Source organism: Humibacter albus DSM 18994, from assembly GCF_000421825.1.
In the GTDB taxonomy this organism is placed as follows: domain Bacteria; phylum Actinomycetota; class Actinomycetes; order Actinomycetales; family Microbacteriaceae; genus Humibacter; species Humibacter albus.
Map to the genome: position 1 here is coordinate 132,069 of NZ_ATXT01000019.1, position 15,899 is coordinate 147,967.

Sequence of the window (15,899 nt, forward strand, 5' to 3'; positions counted from 1 at the left end):
GGGCCGTCTCGTTTCGGATCGCACGAGGTGCGTTCCGGCTCGAGAACCTTCGATCGGCGTGCGAGCACGACGATGACCGGCGGTCTTGGGCTCCCACAAGGTTACGTGAGGAACCCCGAATGCCCAAATCGGCGTCACCTTCTCCCCACACCGTCACCCGAGCAATAGTTGATGGATGCCATTAGTTGACAATTGTGCACTATTTATCTATAGTGGATGTTTGTCAACGGATGCGGGCACCCTTCGGTCACCCTCTCGCGGAATCCCCAGAGGGCGCGCTCTCGCAGTCGCTTCCTCACGACCCTTCTCGCAGTCCCTCCCCTTCGCAGACCAAGGAGTCCCCTTCTATGACGCACGCCGCAACAAGAGCCCCGGACGCCACCACCGGCGCCCCTCGCATGTCACAGCGACAGGTGCTCGAGGCGCTTTCGGGCCTGCTGCTCGGCATGTTCGTCTCGATCCTCGCGGGAACAGTCGTCTCCAACTCGCTGCCGAAGATCGTCTCCGACCTCAAAGGCGACCAGACCGCCTATACGTGGGTCGTGGTCGCCACTCTGCTCGCCACCACGGTCACGACGCCGATCTGGGGCAAACTTGCCGACCTGTTCAACCGCAAGCTCCTGATCCAGCTCGCTCTCGCCGTCTTCGTGATCGGCTCCGCTCTCGCGGGCTTCTCGCAGGATTCCGGCATGCTGATCGGGTTCCGCATCGTGCAGGGCCTCGGCGCGGGCGGTCTGACCGCGCTCAGCCAGGTCATCATGGCCGACATCATCAGCCCGCGCGAACGCGGCAAGTACATGGGCATCTTCGGCGCCATCATGGCCATCGGCACGGTCGGCGGCCCGCTTCTCGGCGGCGTGCTCACGGACTCCGTCGGTTGGCGCTGGAACTTCTACATCGGCGTTCCCTTCGCCATCGTCGCGATCATCCTGCTGCAGACCACGCTGCACCTGCCGAAGCGACCGAAGCAGAAGGTGTCGATCGACTACCTCGGCGCGGTGCTCATCGCCGCCGGCGTCTCGGCGCTGCTGGTCTGGGTGTCGCTCGCCGGCCAGGCCGGCCAGTTCGACTGGATCTCCCCCACCAGCTTCTGGATGGTCGCCGGTGCTGCCGCCGCGCTGATCGCCGCCGTGCTCGTGGAGCTGAAGGCCAAGGATCCTGTGCTTCCGCTGCGCCTGTTCAAGAACCGCACGTTCACGTTCGCGGTCATCGCCAGCCTCTCCGTCGGCGTCGCCATGTTCGGCACCTCGGTATTCCTCGGCCAGTACATGCAGCTGGCGCGCGGCGCGACGCCGACCGAGTCGGGGCTGCTGACGCTGCCGATGATCGGCGGGTTGCTCATCTCCTCCGTCGTGATCGGGCAGATCATCAGTCGCACCGGCAAGTGGAAGGCCTTCATGGTGTCGGGCAGCGTGCTGCTCATCGCGGGCCTGTTCCTGATGGGGACCATCGACTACGACACGAACTACGTGGTGCTGTCGATCTACATGTTCGTGCTCGGCTGCGGTGTCGGCATGGTCATGCAGAACCTGGTGCTCGTGGTGCAGAACGTGGTCGCGCCTTCGGAGATGGGCGTGGCGAGCTCCGCTGTCACGTTCTTCCGCAGCCTCGGCGGCACGGCCGGCGTCTCGGCGCTCGGCTCCGTGCTCGGCACCCAGGTGGCGAATCACCTCACCGATGACGGCGCCGCACTCGGCAAGGCCATCGCGCATCTCGGCGCGGCCGGCGCTCCGATCGCAAAGGCGCTGCAGAGCGGCACGATCCCTGCCGTCTCCGCGCTGCCGCAGAGCGTGCGCGTGATCGTCGAGTCCGCGTACGGCCAGTCCGTCGCGTTCGTGTTCCTCTGCGCCGTGCCGCTCGCTGTGCTCACCCTGATCGCGGTGTGCCTACTGCCGAACAAGAAGCTGGGCGAGAAGACGGCGATCGAACGACAGCATGACGAGGACGCGGCATCCGCTCGCATGGATTCGTTGGGCGAGTCCACGATCGAACGCGTGGCGACCGAGATCATCGGCGACGCCGAGGCGCTGATCGCCGCCGAGCCGATGGATGCCGCCACCTCGCTCTCCGACGCCGGCCACGCTCGCGAGACGACCGGCTATGCGCGGCGGAGTGCGGGCATCCGCGACACCGATTCCGAAGAAGCCGGATCGCTATGATTCCGACCATGACCGAGAGCGATCGCGCCACTGCGCCCGATGTCGCCGGCGACGCGAACGGGCTCGGCGACGCGATCGCCGCGGTCGAGCGGGAGTTCGGTGCCCTGTTCGTGCGGCTGCGGGGTCGCCATCGCGCGGAGGCGTACGAGTTCGATCCGCAGGTGCCGCAGTTCGGCTACCTGATGATCAGCGCGCTCGCCCGCCGCGGACGCATGCACGCCGGTGCGCTCGCCGAGGTGCTGCAGGCAGACAAGAGCCTGGTCAGCAGGCAGGCCTCGCAGCTCGAGGAGCTCGGCCTGCTCCGCCGGGAGCAGGACCCGCAGGATCGTCGAGCCATGTACTTCGCCATCACGGACGAGGCGCGTCGGCGCTGGACCGAGCTCTCAGAGCGCAATCAGGGCACGCTACGGAGCGCGCTCGCCGATTGGGGCGAGAAGGACCTCCGGCTGTTCGCCCGGCTCCTGCATCGCATGAACGAGATCTGAACCCGCCCCTGAGCGTGGCTCGGCGCGGGTCTGCGCGGCGGCTCAGCGCGCGTCGCGGGTAGTGACTCAGCGCGGGTCGCGCCAGGAGTGCTCCGGTGCGAAGCCGAGGACTCGACGGGCCTTGTCGATCGAGAGCAGCGTGTCATGCTCGCCCAGCTCCCGGTTCACGGGAACGCCGGGGAACTCGCCGGCCGCCAGCTGGGCATTCGGACGCGACGACACCGTGTCGGCCGCCGCGATCACGAACACCTCGAAACCGGTGATCTCGGCCTCAAGCGCTTTGAGGATCGCCTGCGAGCCGTCGCGCGCGTCGATGTAGCCCCACGCGTTCCAGCGCCGGTTCTTCGGGTCGGCGTCGTACTCGGGGAAGGCATCGTAGTCCTCGGGGTCCATCACGTTCGAGAACCGCAGCCCGATGATCTTGAGGCTCGGGTCCCATCTCGTGAACTGCGCCGCCATCGTCTCCTCGAGGTGCTTGACCAGCGAGTAGGTCGATTCCGGCCGGCCCGGGTACTCCTCGTCGATCGGCAGATAGGGCGGGTCGATCGCGAACGGCAGCCCGAGCACGGTCTCGCTCGATGCGTAGACGATGTTGCGGATGCCGAGGGTGCGGGCCGCCTGGAACACGTGGTGCGTGCTCAGGATGTTGTTCTCGAACGTGGCCACGTCGCTTCGGAGGCCCGGGGCCGGGATCGCCCCGAGGTGCGCGATCGCGTCGTAGGGCGCCGGCGCCGCGCCGTCACGCACGCCGGCGAGAGCGTCGATGACCTGGCCGTAGTCGGTCAGGTCGACCTGCAGGAATCCGGGGCCGCGAGTGCCGACGATGTCGAGCGCCGTCACATCGTGTCCCGCCTGACGCAGCACGGTCAGGGCCGTGCGCCCGAGTTTGCCGGATGCCCCGGTGAGTGCGATTCGCATGAGCGTCAGTCTGGCAGGATGCGCCCGACCTCGTCGGCCCTGCTTTCGTCGTCGACGGGGGGATTGGCGCTCTCGCTGCCATCCGCTTCGCCTTCCACGGACTCGGCCACCGGGTCTTCCGTCGTCCCCGACTCAGCGTCGACCGTCGCCTCCGACTCGGCGTCGGCCATCGTCTCGGACTCGGCATCGGTCTCGGAATCGGCGACCGGCTCGGCCAGCGGCAGCGTCACGGTGAACCGCGTGCGCCCGGGCTCGCTCTGCACCTCGACTTCGCCGCCCTGGGCACGTACGACGGCACGTACGATCGCCAGCCCCAGCCCCGTCGATCCGGTATGACGGGAGCGCGACGAGTCGCCGCGGGCGAACCGTTCGAACAGCACCGGTTGCAGATCGTCCGGAATACCCGGACCGTCATCCGTCACCGAGATCACTGCCTTGCCGTCGGCGGAGCGCAGCTGCGTCTCGACGGAGGTGCCTTCCGGCGTATGCACCCGCGCGTTCGTGAGGAGGTTCGCGATCACCTCGTGCAGACGCGGTTCGTCGCCGATCACCGTCACCGGATACGGCGGGATGTCGACGCTCCACTTCTGCTCCCGGCCCGCGGCGTGTGCGTCCGAGACCGCGTCGATGACCAGCCGGGAGAGATCCACAGGGTCCCGATCGAGCTCGCGGCCTTCGTCGAGACGGGCCAGCAGCAGCAGGTCTTCGACGAGCCCGGTCATCCGCTCCGCCTCCGACTCGATGCGCCCGAGCGCGTGCACTGCATCGTCGGGCAGAGGCTCGGGCAACCGGCGCGTGAGCTCGGCGTAACCACGAATCGACGCAAGGGGCGTACGCAGCTCGTGCGAGGCATCCGCGACGAACTGCCGCACCTTGTTCTCGCTCGCCTGACGCGCTGAGAGAGCGGATGCCACGTGGCCCAGCATGCGGTTGAACGCGTGTCCCAGCCGTCCCACCTCGGTGTGCGGATCGGTGTCGTTCTCGGGAACCCGAACGGCGATCGCCACTTCACCCTTGTCGAGGCGCATCTTCGACACCGCGGTCGCCGTCGCCGCCACGCGATCGAGAGGTCGCAGCGCCAGCACGACGATGAGCAGGCCGACTCCGGCCGCGGCCGCGATGCCTCCGACCGTGACGGCGAGGATGATCGTGAGCAGCTGACCTGTCGTGGCGTTGACATCCGCCAGCGGAAGACCGATCACGAGCTCCGCCGACGCGGGGTCAGACGAGTGGGCTGACGTCGTTCCCGGCATCTTGACCGCGACGACCCGGTACTCGCCGAGCGTTCCACCGAGGTTGATCGTCGTCGCAGTGCCGTCCGTGGGCAACGCGGACATGCGGGTGCTGACATCCGTCGACGCGGATTGCGGCGTTGCCGAGGGGTCTGTACTCAGGTAGACGGAGTACAGGTGCCCGTCAGAGGTGATCAGCGCCGCGTAAGTACCAGCAGAGAGGCCGCGCGCATTCACCACCTCACTGAGCAGAGCTTTGGCCGAGACGCCGCCAGGAGCACCGATAGCCTCGAAGGCGACGGCCTGTCCGCGACTGGCCGCGAAGTCGAGCTGGTCGTCAAGCCGACCGACCAGATAGCGCTGCAGGAACAGTGCGCTGACCAGACTGATCACCACGCCGAGCACGGCCACGAGCGCGACGACGGCGAGCACGAGCTTGGCGCGCAGCGTCATGCTGCGGAACGGATGCCGCCAGCCACTCCGCTTCGTTGCCCCTGCTGCGGTGGTGGTCATGCGCTACCCACTTATGCGGCTTTGATCATGTAACCGGCGCCGCGCACGGTGTGGATCATCGGCGAGCGCCCGGCATCGATCTTCTTGCGGAGGTAGGAGATGTAGAGCTCGACGACGCTCGAAGTCCCGCCGAAGTCATAGCTCCACACGCGATCCAGGATCTGCGCCTTCGACAGCACACGCCGCGGATTGCGCATCAGGTAGCGCAGCAGTTCGAACTCGGTCGCTGTGAGGGAGATCGGCTCGCCGGCCCGCGTGACCTCATAGGAGTCCTCGTCGAGAACAAGGTCGCCGACCACGATGCGCGGGTCCTGCGTGTCAGCGATCAGCGCACGCGAACGCCGCAGCAGCGAGCGGAGCCGAGCCACGAGCTCCTCCAGGCTGAACGGTTTCGTGACATAGTCGTCTCCCCCGGCGGTCAAGCCGGCGATGCGGTCGTCGAGGGAGTCCTTGGCCGTCAGGAACAGAACGGGTGTCTCTCCGCCTCCCTCGCGCATCCTGGCCATCACCTGCAGGCCGTCGATGTCGGGCAGCATGATGTCGAGCACGACCGCGTCGGGGTTGAACTCACGCGCGGCGGTCAGCGCCTGCTGGCCGTTCGCCGCCGTGCGCACGTCCCAGCCCTCGTAGCGCAGCGCCATCTGCAGCAGATCGGTGAGGGTTCGCTCGTCGTCGACGACGAGGATGCGGATCGGCGACCCGTCCGCGTGGTGAAGAGGCGCATGCGCCGGACGAGTGGCTGAGCGATCGGAGAGTTCTGTGGCCATGCTCTTCATTATGAGGAGCGGAATTCGATCCCGCTGTGCGCAACATATGGGAATTCTGAGAGCCGACAATCCGATCCGTCAGAGCGGGAATCTCGGGGGCTGAAGTCCGGACCTCGCAGGACGAAAGCGCAGTACCAAGCTCCGAACCAGAGCCCCAGGACCAAAGTCCAGGACCAAAGCCCAGGACCAAAGCACAGAGTGGCCATAGTCCGGCCACAACCCGGGTGCTTATCGTGCCGCCAGACCCGATCCCCTCACCTGGAGCCCCATGTTCGGAACATACCTGCGCCGCGAACTGACCGGCCGACGCAAACAGACCATCATCATCGCGATCGGCATGGCGCTCGCCATCGCCCTCGTGATCATCGTCAACTCCGTCGCGGCGGGGGTGAAGAACGCACAGGCGGAGGTGCTGAAGTCCGTGTACGGCGTCGGAACAGACATCACCGTCACGAAGAAGGTGAGCGCACTGTCGAGCACGGGACAGTCCACCGCCCAGGCCGGGCAGAACGGGCAGGGGCCGCGCTTCGACTTCGGCGCCGACGCTGGAACGCAGACAGGTGACGGCAGCCGCACGGTCGACTCGTCACGTTTGAGCGTCGGCATGGGCACCAGCACCATGAGCACGTCCACGCTCGCGACGGTGAAGAAGACCGATGGCGTCTCCGCGGCAGCCGCCGTGCTCTCTCTCGAGAACACCTCGTTCAAGGGCACGCTGCCCACGTTCAACCGTGATCAGGAGGGCCAGAGGGGCCAGAGCGACACCACGCAGCAGTCTTCGGGCGGAGCAGACGGCCAGGGCGGCAGTTCGTTCTCCGTCGACTCGTTCAGCGTCATGGGCATCACGCCGGGCGCGAAGGCGGTCGGTCCGATCGCGTCGACCGCGCTGGTCGAGGGCCGCACGCTCACCGCGAACGACGAGGGCAAGAAGGTCGTCGTGCTCGATAAGAGCTACGCGAAGTCGAACAGCTACGCCGTCGGCGACACGATCAAGATCGGCGGAAAGAAGTTCACGATCGTCGGCACCGTGAAGTCCACGGGTTCCGACTCGACGACCGCGTCGAACGCGTACATCCCGCTCGATGTCGCCCAGTCGCTGTCCGACGAAAAGGGAAAGGTCTCGACGATCTACGTCACTGCATCTTCATCGAACGACGTCGATGCGCTGAAGGCCTCGCTCGAGAAGACTCTGCCGAAGGCCACGGTGTCGACGCAGTCCGATCTCGCATCGAGCGTCTCCGGCTCGCTAGGCAGCGCCAGCCAGCTCGTCTCCAACCTCGGCACCTGGCTTTCGATCATCGTGCTGGCCGCCGCGTTCCTGATCGCTATCCTGTTCACGATCTCCGGCGTCACCCGACGCACTCGTGAGTTCGGCACGCTGAAGGCCATCGGCTGGTCCAACCGGCGCATCGTCGGCCAGGTCGCGGGCGAGTCGGTCGTGCAAGGTCTCATCGGCGGCATCGCCGGGATCGTGATCGGTGTGATCGGGGTGTTCGTCGTCAACGTGATCTCCCCCACTCTCACCGGGGGCGTCTCATCCGGCGGGTTCGGCGGCGCCCTTGCCGACGGAGCTCGGCGAGCGTTCAACGGCGGGTCCGGCTCGACGACAGGCGCCGGCGGGACCGGAAGTGGCTTCGCGGCCGGTGCTCCCGGAGGCGGGAGCGGATTCGGACAAACGGCGCGGTCGGCAGCGAGCTCGGCGAGCACGCAGATCGACCTGAGCGCTCCGATCACCCTGTGGGTCATCGTGATCGCCGTCGCGCTCGCCGTTCTCGGCGGGCTGCTCGCCGGCGCGATCGGTGGATGGCGGGCCTCCCGTCTGCGTCCGGCGGAGGCTCTGCGGTCGGTTCAGTAGGCATCCCGACGTCGACCCACGACCCGATCTCAATCCCACGAGAGGACAAACAGATGTACAAGCTGAAGAACGTCACCAAGCAATACCCGGGCAAGGGACGCAAGGTGGTCGCGCTGAACGACGTGACAGTCGACATCCCGGACGGCCAGATGGTCGCCATTCAAGGCCCGACCGGCGGCGGCAAGTCGACCCTGCTGCAGATGCTGGGCGCGCTCGATCGGCCGAGCTCCGGCACGATCGAGCTCGAGGACTCGAGCCTCGGACAGCTCGGCGACACGAAACTCGGTGCGATCCGAGGCAAGGAGATCGGGTTCGTGTTCCAGAACTTCAACCTCATCCCCACGCTCACCGCGCAGGAGAATGTGGAGACGGCGCTCGTGCCGCTCGGCGTATCGGCCGCCGAACGCAAGGAGCGCGCCGAAAAGGCGCTCGCGTCGGTCGGTCTCGCCGAGCGCGGCGACCACCGGCCTTCGGAGCTCTCCGGCGGTCAGCAGCAGCGCGTCGCGATCGCGCGCGCGATCGTGAAGGAGCCCGCGGTGCTCCTCGCCGACGAGCCGACCGGCAACCTCGACGAAGAGACCCGCGACGAGATCATGGAGGTGCTCGAAGGCCTGTGGCGGGACCGCGGCCTCACGCTCGTCATCGTCACGCACGACTCCGCCGTGGCCCGTCGGGCGCAGCGTCGGCTGCATATCAAGCAGGGCAAGGTGAAGGACCTGGGCTAGCGGTTCAGGTCACCCACTCCGCCGGCGGCGCCCAGCCGCCCCGCAACCGCGTCCGAGTGCACCCAAACCACCCTGTCCACCTGTCGGCGAGACGGCATTCGGGTGCACTCGGCAGGCGCTGTGGCGAGGCGGACGCGGGCTGCGAGGCAGACGGCGGGCGTTGCACGGCGCAGGCAGAGGGCGAGTCAGGCGGGGACGTCGACCCAGGTGCCGGCCTCGGCAGACTCGATGACGGCATCCGTCACGATCACTGCCCGCAGACCGTCCGCGAACCGGGGCAGCCCCTCCGGCTCGGCGCCGGCGATCGCGGCGTAACTGTCGGCGACGAACGCGTTGAAGGCATCCTGGTAGCCCTGCGGATGCCCCGCCGGAGTCGTCACCAGACGGGCGGCGTCGTCAGCGAGCTGGTCCGCATCGCGCGGAATGAGGAGCGAGCCCTTGCGACGTCCGACCCACAGGGTCTCCGGTTGCTCCTGGTCGAACGCCACGGATTCCGCTGATCCGGCGAGCTCGATGTGCAGGCGGTTCTTGCGCCCGGGCGCCACCTGCGAGACCAGCAGCGTACCGATCGCGCCGCTTGCGGTCTGCACGGCGACCGCGACGGCATCCTCCGTGGTGATCGAGTCGTGATCGGCACGGGTGCCGAAGAACGTGCGCTTCGTCGCGGCCACCCGCTCGACCCGGTCACCGGTGACGAACTCGATGAGGTCGACCAGGTGCGAGCCGATGTCGGCGAAGGCTCGGGAGGGACCACCGGCGTTCTCGTCGACGCGCCAGTTGTCGTCCGTGGTCTCCAGCAGCCAGTCCTGCAGGTAGGTACCCGATACCGTGAGCAGCCGTCCCGCCGCCCCGGCTGCGAAGCGCGTCCGCGCCTCGCGCACCAGGGGATGGAAGCGGTACACGAACGGCACTGTTGCGATGCGACCGGCGGATGCCGCAGCATCCGCGAGCGCGCGCGCATCGGCGACCGTCGTGGCCAGCGGCTTCTCGCACACGACGTGCTTGCCGGCCTGCAACGCCCGCAGCGCCTGCGGTGCATGCAGCGTGTTCGGCGTTGTGATGTGCACCACGCCGATCGCGTCGTCGGCCAGCAGATCGTCGAAGGAGTCGTACGCCCGCTCGATGCCCAGCTCGGCCGCCGCCGCCGCGGCCCTCTCGGGACGCGACGACGAGACGCCGATCAACCGCGCGCGTGCGGCGCGCGCCGCCCGCGAGTGCACCGTGGCCATGAAGCCGCCACCGACGACGCCCACGCCGAGCGGCGCTCCCCCGCCCTCATGCTCGGCCGCCGGGCCGGCGGCGACCAGTCCGCCGACCATCAGGCGAGCGTGGACTCGGCCGGGTCCCAGCCATCGGGCAGCGCAGGCGTCGGCGTGAACGTGCTGACGACATCCACCCACTCGGCCCGTTCAGCGGCCTCGATGGTCGAGACCATCACGTCGAGCGCGTGGAACGCCTGCTCGCCGCTGGCGCGCTCGGGCACACCGGCACGGATGGCCCGCGCCAGCTCCACGACACCGGTTCCGCGCGCCGCCGTCTCGCCCTCGACGGCGATCGTCTTCGGCTCGTCGCCGCCGTCGTGCAGCACCAGGTCGCCCACGAACATGTTCGGGTCGTTGACCTCGAGCGCCCCGTCGACTCCGGTGACCTCGAACAGCGTGCGCTTGATCTGCGAGTCGAAGCTGAAGATGCTCTGCGAGGTCTGGCCGCTCTCGAACTCGAAGATGGCGGTCACGTGCGAGGGCACCGTCACCTCGAACGTCTGGCCCGCGAGCGGGCCGGATCCGATCGTGCGCACCGGCTTCGACTTCGACGCCACGGCGGCGACACGCTTCACCGGGCCGAACAGCTGGATCAGCGCCGTCACGTAATAGGGTCCGACGTCGAACAGCGGGCCGGCACCCTCCTGGAACAGGAACGCGGGGTTCGGATGCCACGACTCCGGCCCCGGCTGCTGCATGAGGGTCAGCGCGGTCTGCGGCCGTCCGATCGCTCCCGACTCCAGCACGCGGCGCGCGGTCTGGATGCCTGCACCGAGGAACGTGTCTGGCGCGCACGCCACCCGCAGGCCGGCGGCCCGCGCCGTCTCCAGTACGCGCTGCCCGCTCGCACGGTCCAGGGCGATCGGCTTCTCGGTCCACACGTTCTTGCCGGCCGCGACCGCCTGCAACGCCACCTCGGCATGCGCCTTGGGGATGGTCAGATTGACGACGATCTCGATCTCGGGATCGGCGAGCAGCTGCTCCACGGTGCCGGATGCCGGCACGCCGAATTTCGCCGCCTGCTCGGCCGCACGCTCGAGGTCGATGTCCGCGACGAAGCGCACGTCCACATCCGGGAACGCGGTGAGGTTGGTCAGGTACTGGGTCGAGATATTGCCGGCGCCGATGACGCCGACACCGACCGGGCCGGTCTTCGCGACCCCGGAGGTGCTCGTCGACTCGCTCACGCGAGGCCCTCCTTCGTGAGGTAGGCGAAGCTGTCGGAGACCGCGGTGAAGCGGTTGTCGCGGGAATCGTCGAGCTCGATCACGCGCAGCGCGTTCGGCGCGGCCTCGATGATCTCGCGGATCGGCAGACTGCCCGAGCCGACGGCGACCTGGTCCTTGGTCTCCTTGGTGCCCGGGCCGTCCTTGACGTGGATGGCGACGACCCGATCGCCGAGGCGGCCGAGAACCTCCACAGGGTTCTCGCCGCCGACGGCCACCCAGTAAGTGTCGAGCTCGATGACGACCTCGGGGTCGAGCCGGTCGACGAGGTACTCGAGCGCGTTGCGGCCGTCGACCTTGTTCTCGAACTCGTGGGCGTGGTTGTGGTAGCCGACGCGCACACCGTGCTCGGCGGCGATCTTCGCGGCGTGGTTGAGCTGGGCTGCGGTCTCGTCGATCTGCTCCGCGGACTTCCAGCGCTCATCGGGCACGTGGGGGTCGATGACGGTCTGGATGCCCAGCTCGCGCGCGGCATCGAAGATCGCGGCGATCTGCTCGTCGCTCTCGCCGAGCAGATGCACGTGCACGGTCGGAGCGGAGAGCCCGGCGGTGCGCAGCGCCTCGCCGAGACCCGGGAAGTTCGTGAAAGCGAACGGCTCGACCTGCGTGAAGCCCACCTCGGCGAGCTTGTTCAGGGTGCCCTGCAGGTCATCCTGCAGCGCCTCCCGCACGGTGTACAGCTGAACGGAAACGGGTGAGGTGGTCACGGTTCTCCTCGTCGAGAGCCTCGATTCGCGGTTGACGCGGGCTATGTCGGGCGCGACGCATCGAGGCGCATCAAGTGTCAGTTTGCAATGGGGTCGAATCGATTGAATCACACTTCTGTCGACAGTCAAGCAAAAGTTGATAGACCTGGGTCAACTTACGTTCGCCACACGGCGATGTGATTCAATCGGGCTATGTCGGCACTGCCAGCTTCTGCGCCCTCGGGTGGCGCCGGTGCGCATGCCGGCACGGGAGAGCGGGGGCTCGTGCCCCGGGATGCGGCGGACCTCCTCGGCATCCTGCGTGATGGCATCCCGCGTACTCGAGCGCAGCTCGCGGAGCACACCGGGCTCGCGCGCTCGACAGTCGCCTCCCGACTCGAGGCTTTGATGGATGCCGGCCTCGTCTCGCCTGCTGCCGACGCCGCGTCCTCAGGTGGTCGCCCGCCGGCGCGCGTGACGTTCAACGCCGGTGCCCGCATCGTGGTAGCCATCGATCTGGGCGCGACGCACGGAGTGATCGCGATCACGGATCTCGCCGGCGCCGTGCTGCGGGCCGAGTCCGCGCCGGTCACGATCGCCGACGGCCCCGAGGCCGTGCTGGACTGGGCGATCGGAGTCGCGAAGCGACTGCTGAAAGCGAGCGGGCGACCGCGCTCCGATCTCGCCGGCGTGGGCATCGGCGTGCCCGGCCCGGTCGAGCACTCGACCGGCATGCCGATCAACCCGCCGATCATGCCCGGCTGGGACCGCTTCGACGTTCCCGCGTACGTTCGGCGCACGTTCGACGTGCCGGTGCTCGTGGACAACGACGTGAACGTGCTGGCCCTCGGCGAGCACGCCGTCTCATGGCCCGCGGAGGACGACCTGCTGTTCGTCAAGGTCTCCACCGGCATCGGGCTCGGCATCATCGCGGGCGGTCGACTGCAGCGCGGAGCCGCGGGATCCGCGGGCGATCTCGGACACGTGCGCGTGCCGTCCTCCCGCGACACCCCGCGCCACGGAGACGAGGACGCCGATCTGGAGGCGCTCGCCAGCGCGCCTGCCATCGCCGGTTACATCGCCGACCGCGGAACACCGGCGACGACCAGCGCCGATGTGCTCGCGCTGGCCAGGGCGGGGCATCCGGATGCCATCACCGCCGTCCGCCAGGCCGGTCGCGATCTCGGCGAGGTGCTGGCCACCTGCGTGAACCTGTTCAACCCTTCGGTGATCGTCGTGGGCGGCTCGATGGCGAGGGCGGGCGAACACCTGCTGGCCGGCATTCGTGAGGTGGTCTACCGGCAGTCCACGCCGCTCGCCACCCAGCACCTGCAGATCGTGCCGGCCGCGGCGGGCGAGACGGGCGGTGTGCTCGGAGCGGCGATCATGGTCGCGCAACGGCTCCTCGACCCCGAGTGACGCACAGACCGCGTGGGCCCAGACCCGCGTGCCGCACGCGAGCGCCCAGACCCGTGTGAGGCTCGAACCTCGCCGCGCGCCGCGACGGTGTCCGGAAGGCCGCCGGGTCGGGGGCAGAATGGTGCGGTGACCGACACGATGCTCTCGCTGTTCGACGATGAGAGCGAGTCGGTCGCCGCGGGTCCGGCGCCGCTGCCGCACGAGCGCCGCATTCTCGCCCATTCGGCCGATCGTGTCGCGTGGCTTCGCGCTCGCTCGCGCGGTATCACGGCGACCGATGTGGCCAAACTGTCGACGCCGGCATCCGTTCAGGCGGTCGCCCGGCAGAAGGTGCACGGCACCGGATTCAGCGGAAACGTCTACACGGATCACGGCAAGGCCCGTGAGCCGGTGATCGCGAAGTGGATGCTCGATGAGTACGGCATCGCGCCGAGCGACGCGCTGTTCCACGCCGAGCGGGACCGTCGCCATCTCGCTACGCCGGACGGACTCGCCGTGCGCGAGCGCGGAACGCTGGAACTCGCCGAGATCAAGACGACGAACAAGGGGTGGCGGAGCATCCCTCGGCACTATCTGCGCCAGGTGTGGTGGCAGCAGTACGTGCTCGGCGCGGAGCGCACGCTCTTCGTGTGGGAGCGGCACGAGGACTTCGTGCCAGTCGGCGACCCGGAGTGCCGCTGGATCGACAGGGACGAGAAGCAGATCGCCTCGCTGGTGGGGCTCGCGACACAGCTGATCGCGACGCTCGCCGGCGGCCGAGTCTGACCGAAGCGCCCGCAAGACGCCGGATCACCCGCCGTAGTGACTGCTCACGGTCGGTCTGTTTCCTCCTTCGAGCAGGGCACGCTCGACTTCGGCGAGCGCGTACAGGCCTTCGGCGTCGCCGAGAGCCGGGATGCACACGGTCTCGCGGCGGTCGAACGCTCTCCAGGCGGCGCGTGCCACTCCTTCGGCCGTCATCGCCTGCTCGTCCTGCTGCGCGGCACCGTCGGCGAACTCGGTCTGAACCCTTCCGGGAAGGACCAGCGTGAGCTGCACACCTGTCCCGTCCAACTCGCCGGCCAGCACGCGGCTGAGGGCGACGTTCCCGGCTTTCGCCGAGGCGTAGACGGCGCGCGCCGGCAGGTACGGCGCGCGCTGTCCAGCGCTGAATGCGAGCAGGGATGCGACGTTGATGATCCCGCCGCGACCTCGCTCGAGCAGGTGCGGCAGCGCGGCGCGGGTGAGCAGAAGAGGTGCCGTCGCGTTCAGCGTCCACAGTCGGCGCGTCTGCTCCGGCGTGATCGTGGCCAGTGGGGCGTATCCACCGGCGCCGGCATTGTTGACGAGCACCTCGACGTCGCCGACGGCGAGGCGATCCGCGACGGCCTGGATGCCTTCCAGCTCGGCCAGATCAGCGACGAGCGTCTCCGCCCTGACGCCTGTCACCGCGAGACCCGCGGCGAGCGCCGCGAGCCGATCACGCCGACGCGCCACGAGGACGACGTCGCGTCCCGCACCGGCCACGAGCTCCGCCAGAGCGAGCCCGATGCCGCTGCTCGCCCCGGTGATGAGCACCCTGCCGTTCTCGCTCACGACGGCTGTCCCGTGGCAGCGCCGACGAGTGCATCGGCCGGTGGGCGGACGGCCGAGGCGGCAAGGCGGTCCGTGATGTAACGGGCCGCACGTTCGAGAGCCGATTCGCCTTCGTCCAGAAGCCCCGCGAACGCCTGGAAGACGTGTGGCACTCCCGGAGTGACGTCGAGGATGACGGCGACGTCGTCCGCCGCGGCCTTCACCGCGAGCCGGGTCGCGTCATCGAGCAGCACCTCATGCGAGCCGGCCTGAACGAGCAGCGGCGGCAGCCCCTGCAGGTCGGCGAAGATCGGACTCACCCGCGGATCGTCGGCCGACGTCCCCGTACCGTCGAGGTAGTCGTGTGCGCGCCGACGGATGGCCGTGGCGGTGATGTTGGGGTCGGCATCCGCCTTGGCTGCGAAGCTCGCCCCTGCCACGGTGAGGTCGGTCATCGGCGAGAAGAGAACGGACGCCGGCGGCAACGGCAGTCCCGCGTCTCGCGCCGCGATCAGCAGTTCGATGGCGAGGTTGCCGCCGGCCGACTCTCCCGAGACGATGACGCGGTCCGCGCCTCCCGATTGGGCGACGAGCGCGCGATAGGCGGCCGTCACATCCTGAAGCGCGGACGGATAGGGATGCTCCGGTGCGAGCCGGTAGTCGACCGACACCGCGCGCAGACCCGTCTTGCGGGCGATCGCCGAGGCGAGCCCGACGGAGCCGCGTGCGGAGCCGACTGCGAACCCACCGCCGTGCGCGTGGAAGAGCGTGCCGCGCGCATCGACGCCGTCGATGTCGACGAACACCACCGGCACGCCGCCGAGTTCGCCGCGGGTCACCCGAACATCGTCGGGCATCGGCTGGGAGGTGAGCATCTGCTCGAGAAGCGGACGCTGGGCCTCGACGTCGCCGCCGAGATCGAACGGCGCGTCGCGGAGGATCTGGTGGACGAGCTCGCGCTGCTGAAGAGTCATGGGGATTCCTGTCTTCTGGGGAGACGTCGAGCATCGTTCATGCGCTCGACTCAATTAGATTAGCTCTAATTATCTTGTTGTCAAGCATCTTGATGCTAAGCTAGGATGCGAGGAGGGCGGGTGC

At 68.4% G+C, this 15,899-nt stretch carries 14 protein-coding genes; 6 read left to right on the forward strand and 8 right to left on the reverse strand.

The window, feature by feature from the left end:
• Window positions 1-398 precede the first annotated feature (398 nt).
• On the forward strand, window positions 399-2,159 hold the full coding sequence (locus tag H623_RS20560; RefSeq protein WP_022901960.1) for an MDR family MFS transporter: 1,761 nt from the start codon (window positions 399-401) through the stop codon (window positions 2,157-2,159).
• Between the two features lie 8 nt (window positions 2,160-2,167).
• A complete protein-coding gene (locus tag H623_RS0116115) occupies window positions 2,168-2,644 on the forward strand; it encodes a MarR family winged helix-turn-helix transcriptional regulator (RefSeq protein WP_169514937.1) in 477 nt (158 codons plus the stop codon).
• A gap of 66 nt (window positions 2,645-2,710) precedes the next feature.
• Here H623_RS0116115 and H623_RS0116120 read toward each other — a convergent pair whose 3' ends face one another.
• The 3 genes from H623_RS0116120 to H623_RS0116130 are packed head-to-tail and all read right to left on the reverse strand — an operon-like array spanning window position 2,711 to window position 6,083.
• Entirely contained in the window at window positions 2,711-3,562 is an 852-nt protein-coding gene (locus tag H623_RS0116120; RefSeq protein ID WP_022901962.1) for an NAD-dependent epimerase/dehydratase family protein, read from the reverse strand.
• A 5-nt stretch (window positions 3,563-3,567) separates the two neighbouring features.
• Complete coding sequence (locus H623_RS20565; RefSeq protein ID WP_022901963.1) at window positions 3,568-5,307, reverse strand: sensor histidine kinase; 1,740 nt, start codon at window positions 5,305-5,307, stop codon at window positions 3,568-3,570.
• Window positions 5,308-5,318: 11 nt separating this feature from the next.
• Window positions 5,319-6,083 carry a response regulator transcription factor gene (locus H623_RS0116130; RefSeq protein WP_022901964.1) on the reverse strand — a complete coding sequence of 255 codons (765 nt, stop codon included), beginning with the start codon at window positions 6,081-6,083 and terminating at the stop codon, window positions 5,319-5,321.
• 259 nt (window positions 6,084-6,342) lie between these two features.
• Between H623_RS0116130 and H623_RS0116135 the strand changes: the two genes are divergently transcribed.
• Window positions 6,343-7,929 carry an ABC transporter permease gene (locus H623_RS0116135; RefSeq protein WP_022901965.1) on the forward strand — a complete coding sequence of 529 codons (1,587 nt, stop codon included), beginning with the start codon at window positions 6,343-6,345 and terminating at the stop codon, window positions 7,927-7,929.
• A 53-nt stretch (window positions 7,930-7,982) separates the two neighbouring features.
• Window positions 7,983-8,654 (forward strand): ABC transporter ATP-binding protein, encoded by a 672-nt coding sequence (locus tag H623_RS0116140; RefSeq protein ID WP_022901966.1) that lies wholly within the window; start codon window positions 7,983-7,985, stop codon window positions 8,652-8,654.
• Window positions 8,655-8,839: 185 nt separating this feature from the next.
• On the opposite strand, the gene H623_RS0116145 is transcribed toward H623_RS0116140, so the two are convergent.
• Genes H623_RS0116145 through H623_RS0116155 form a run of 3 tightly spaced genes read right to left on the reverse strand, consistent with a single transcriptional unit; the run spans window position 8,840 to window position 11,849 of the window.
• On the reverse strand, window positions 8,840-9,973 hold the full coding sequence (locus H623_RS0116145; protein WP_022901967.1) for a Gfo/Idh/MocA family protein: 1,134 nt from the start codon (window positions 9,971-9,973) through the stop codon (window positions 8,840-8,842).
• A complete protein-coding gene (locus H623_RS0116150; RefSeq protein ID WP_022901968.1) occupies window positions 9,973-11,103 on the reverse strand; it encodes a Gfo/Idh/MocA family protein in 1,131 nt (376 codons plus the stop codon). The genes H623_RS0116145 and H623_RS0116150 overlap by 1 nt, the downstream gene beginning before the upstream one ends.
• On the reverse strand, window positions 11,100-11,849 hold the full coding sequence (locus H623_RS0116155; protein WP_022901969.1) for a sugar phosphate isomerase/epimerase family protein: 750 nt from the start codon (window positions 11,847-11,849) through the stop codon (window positions 11,100-11,102). The genes H623_RS0116150 and H623_RS0116155 overlap by 4 nt, the downstream gene beginning before the upstream one ends.
• 192 nt (window positions 11,850-12,041) lie before the next feature.
• Between H623_RS0116155 and H623_RS0116160 the strand changes: the two genes are divergently transcribed.
• Together H623_RS0116160 and H623_RS0116165 are read left to right on the forward strand one after the other, a co-directional pair.
• Entirely contained in the window at window positions 12,042-13,247 is a 1,206-nt protein-coding gene (locus H623_RS0116160; protein ID WP_022901970.1) for an ROK family transcriptional regulator, read from the forward strand.
• A 126-nt stretch (window positions 13,248-13,373) separates the two neighbouring features.
• Window positions 13,374-14,012, forward strand: a complete 639-nt coding sequence (locus H623_RS0116165) for a YqaJ viral recombinase family protein (protein ID WP_022901971.1) — start codon at window positions 13,374-13,376, stop codon at window positions 14,010-14,012.
• 24 nt (window positions 14,013-14,036) lie between these two features.
• Here the strand turns inward: H623_RS0116165 and H623_RS0116170 are convergent, their stop codons facing one another.
• Together H623_RS0116170 and H623_RS20570 are read right to left on the reverse strand one after the other, a co-directional pair.
• Entirely contained in the window at window positions 14,037-14,822 is a 786-nt protein-coding gene (locus H623_RS0116170; RefSeq protein ID WP_022901972.1) for an SDR family NAD(P)-dependent oxidoreductase, read from the reverse strand.
• Complete coding sequence (locus H623_RS20570) at window positions 14,819-15,775, reverse strand: alpha/beta hydrolase (protein ID WP_022901973.1); 957 nt, start codon at window positions 15,773-15,775, stop codon at window positions 14,819-14,821. Before H623_RS20570 ends, H623_RS0116170 begins: the two co-directional genes overlap by 4 nt.
• Between the last annotated feature and the right edge of the window lie 124 nt (window positions 15,776-15,899).

What these genes read in the sequence shown, in the direction of transcription:
- H623_RS20560 (WP_022901960.1), top strand. Translation starts at nt 399, where the DNA reads ATGTCACAGCGACAGGTGCTCGAGGCGCTTTCGGGCCTGCTGCTCGGC.
- H623_RS0116115 (WP_169514937.1), top strand. Translation starts at nt 2,168, where the DNA reads ATGACCGAGAGCGATCGCGCCACTGCGCCCGATGTCGCCGGCGACGCG.
- H623_RS0116120 (WP_022901962.1), bottom strand. Translation starts at nt 3,562, where the DNA reads ATGCGAATCGCACTCACCGGGGCATCCGGCAAACTCGGGCGCACGGCC.
- H623_RS20565 (WP_022901963.1), bottom strand. Translation starts at nt 5,307, where the DNA reads ATGACCACCACCGCAGCAGGGGCAACGAAGCGGAGTGGCTGGCGGCAT.
- H623_RS0116130 (WP_022901964.1), bottom strand. Translation starts at nt 6,083, where the DNA reads ATGAAGAGCATGGCCACAGAACTCTCCGATCGCTCAGCCACTCGTCCG.
- H623_RS0116135 (WP_022901965.1), top strand. Translation starts at nt 6,343, where the DNA reads ATGTTCGGAACATACCTGCGCCGCGAACTGACCGGCCGACGCAAACAG.
- H623_RS0116140 (WP_022901966.1), top strand. Translation starts at nt 7,983, where the DNA reads ATGTACAAGCTGAAGAACGTCACCAAGCAATACCCGGGCAAGGGACGC.
- H623_RS0116145 (WP_022901967.1), bottom strand. Translation starts at nt 9,973, where the DNA reads ATGGTCGGCGGACTGGTCGCCGCCGGCCCGGCGGCCGAGCATGAGGGC.
- H623_RS0116160 (WP_022901970.1), top strand. Translation starts at nt 12,042, where the DNA reads ATGTCGGCACTGCCAGCTTCTGCGCCCTCGGGTGGCGCCGGTGCGCAT.
- H623_RS20570 (WP_022901973.1), bottom strand. Translation starts at nt 15,775, where the DNA reads ATGACTCTTCAGCAGCGCGAGCTCGTCCACCAGATCCTCCGCGACGCG.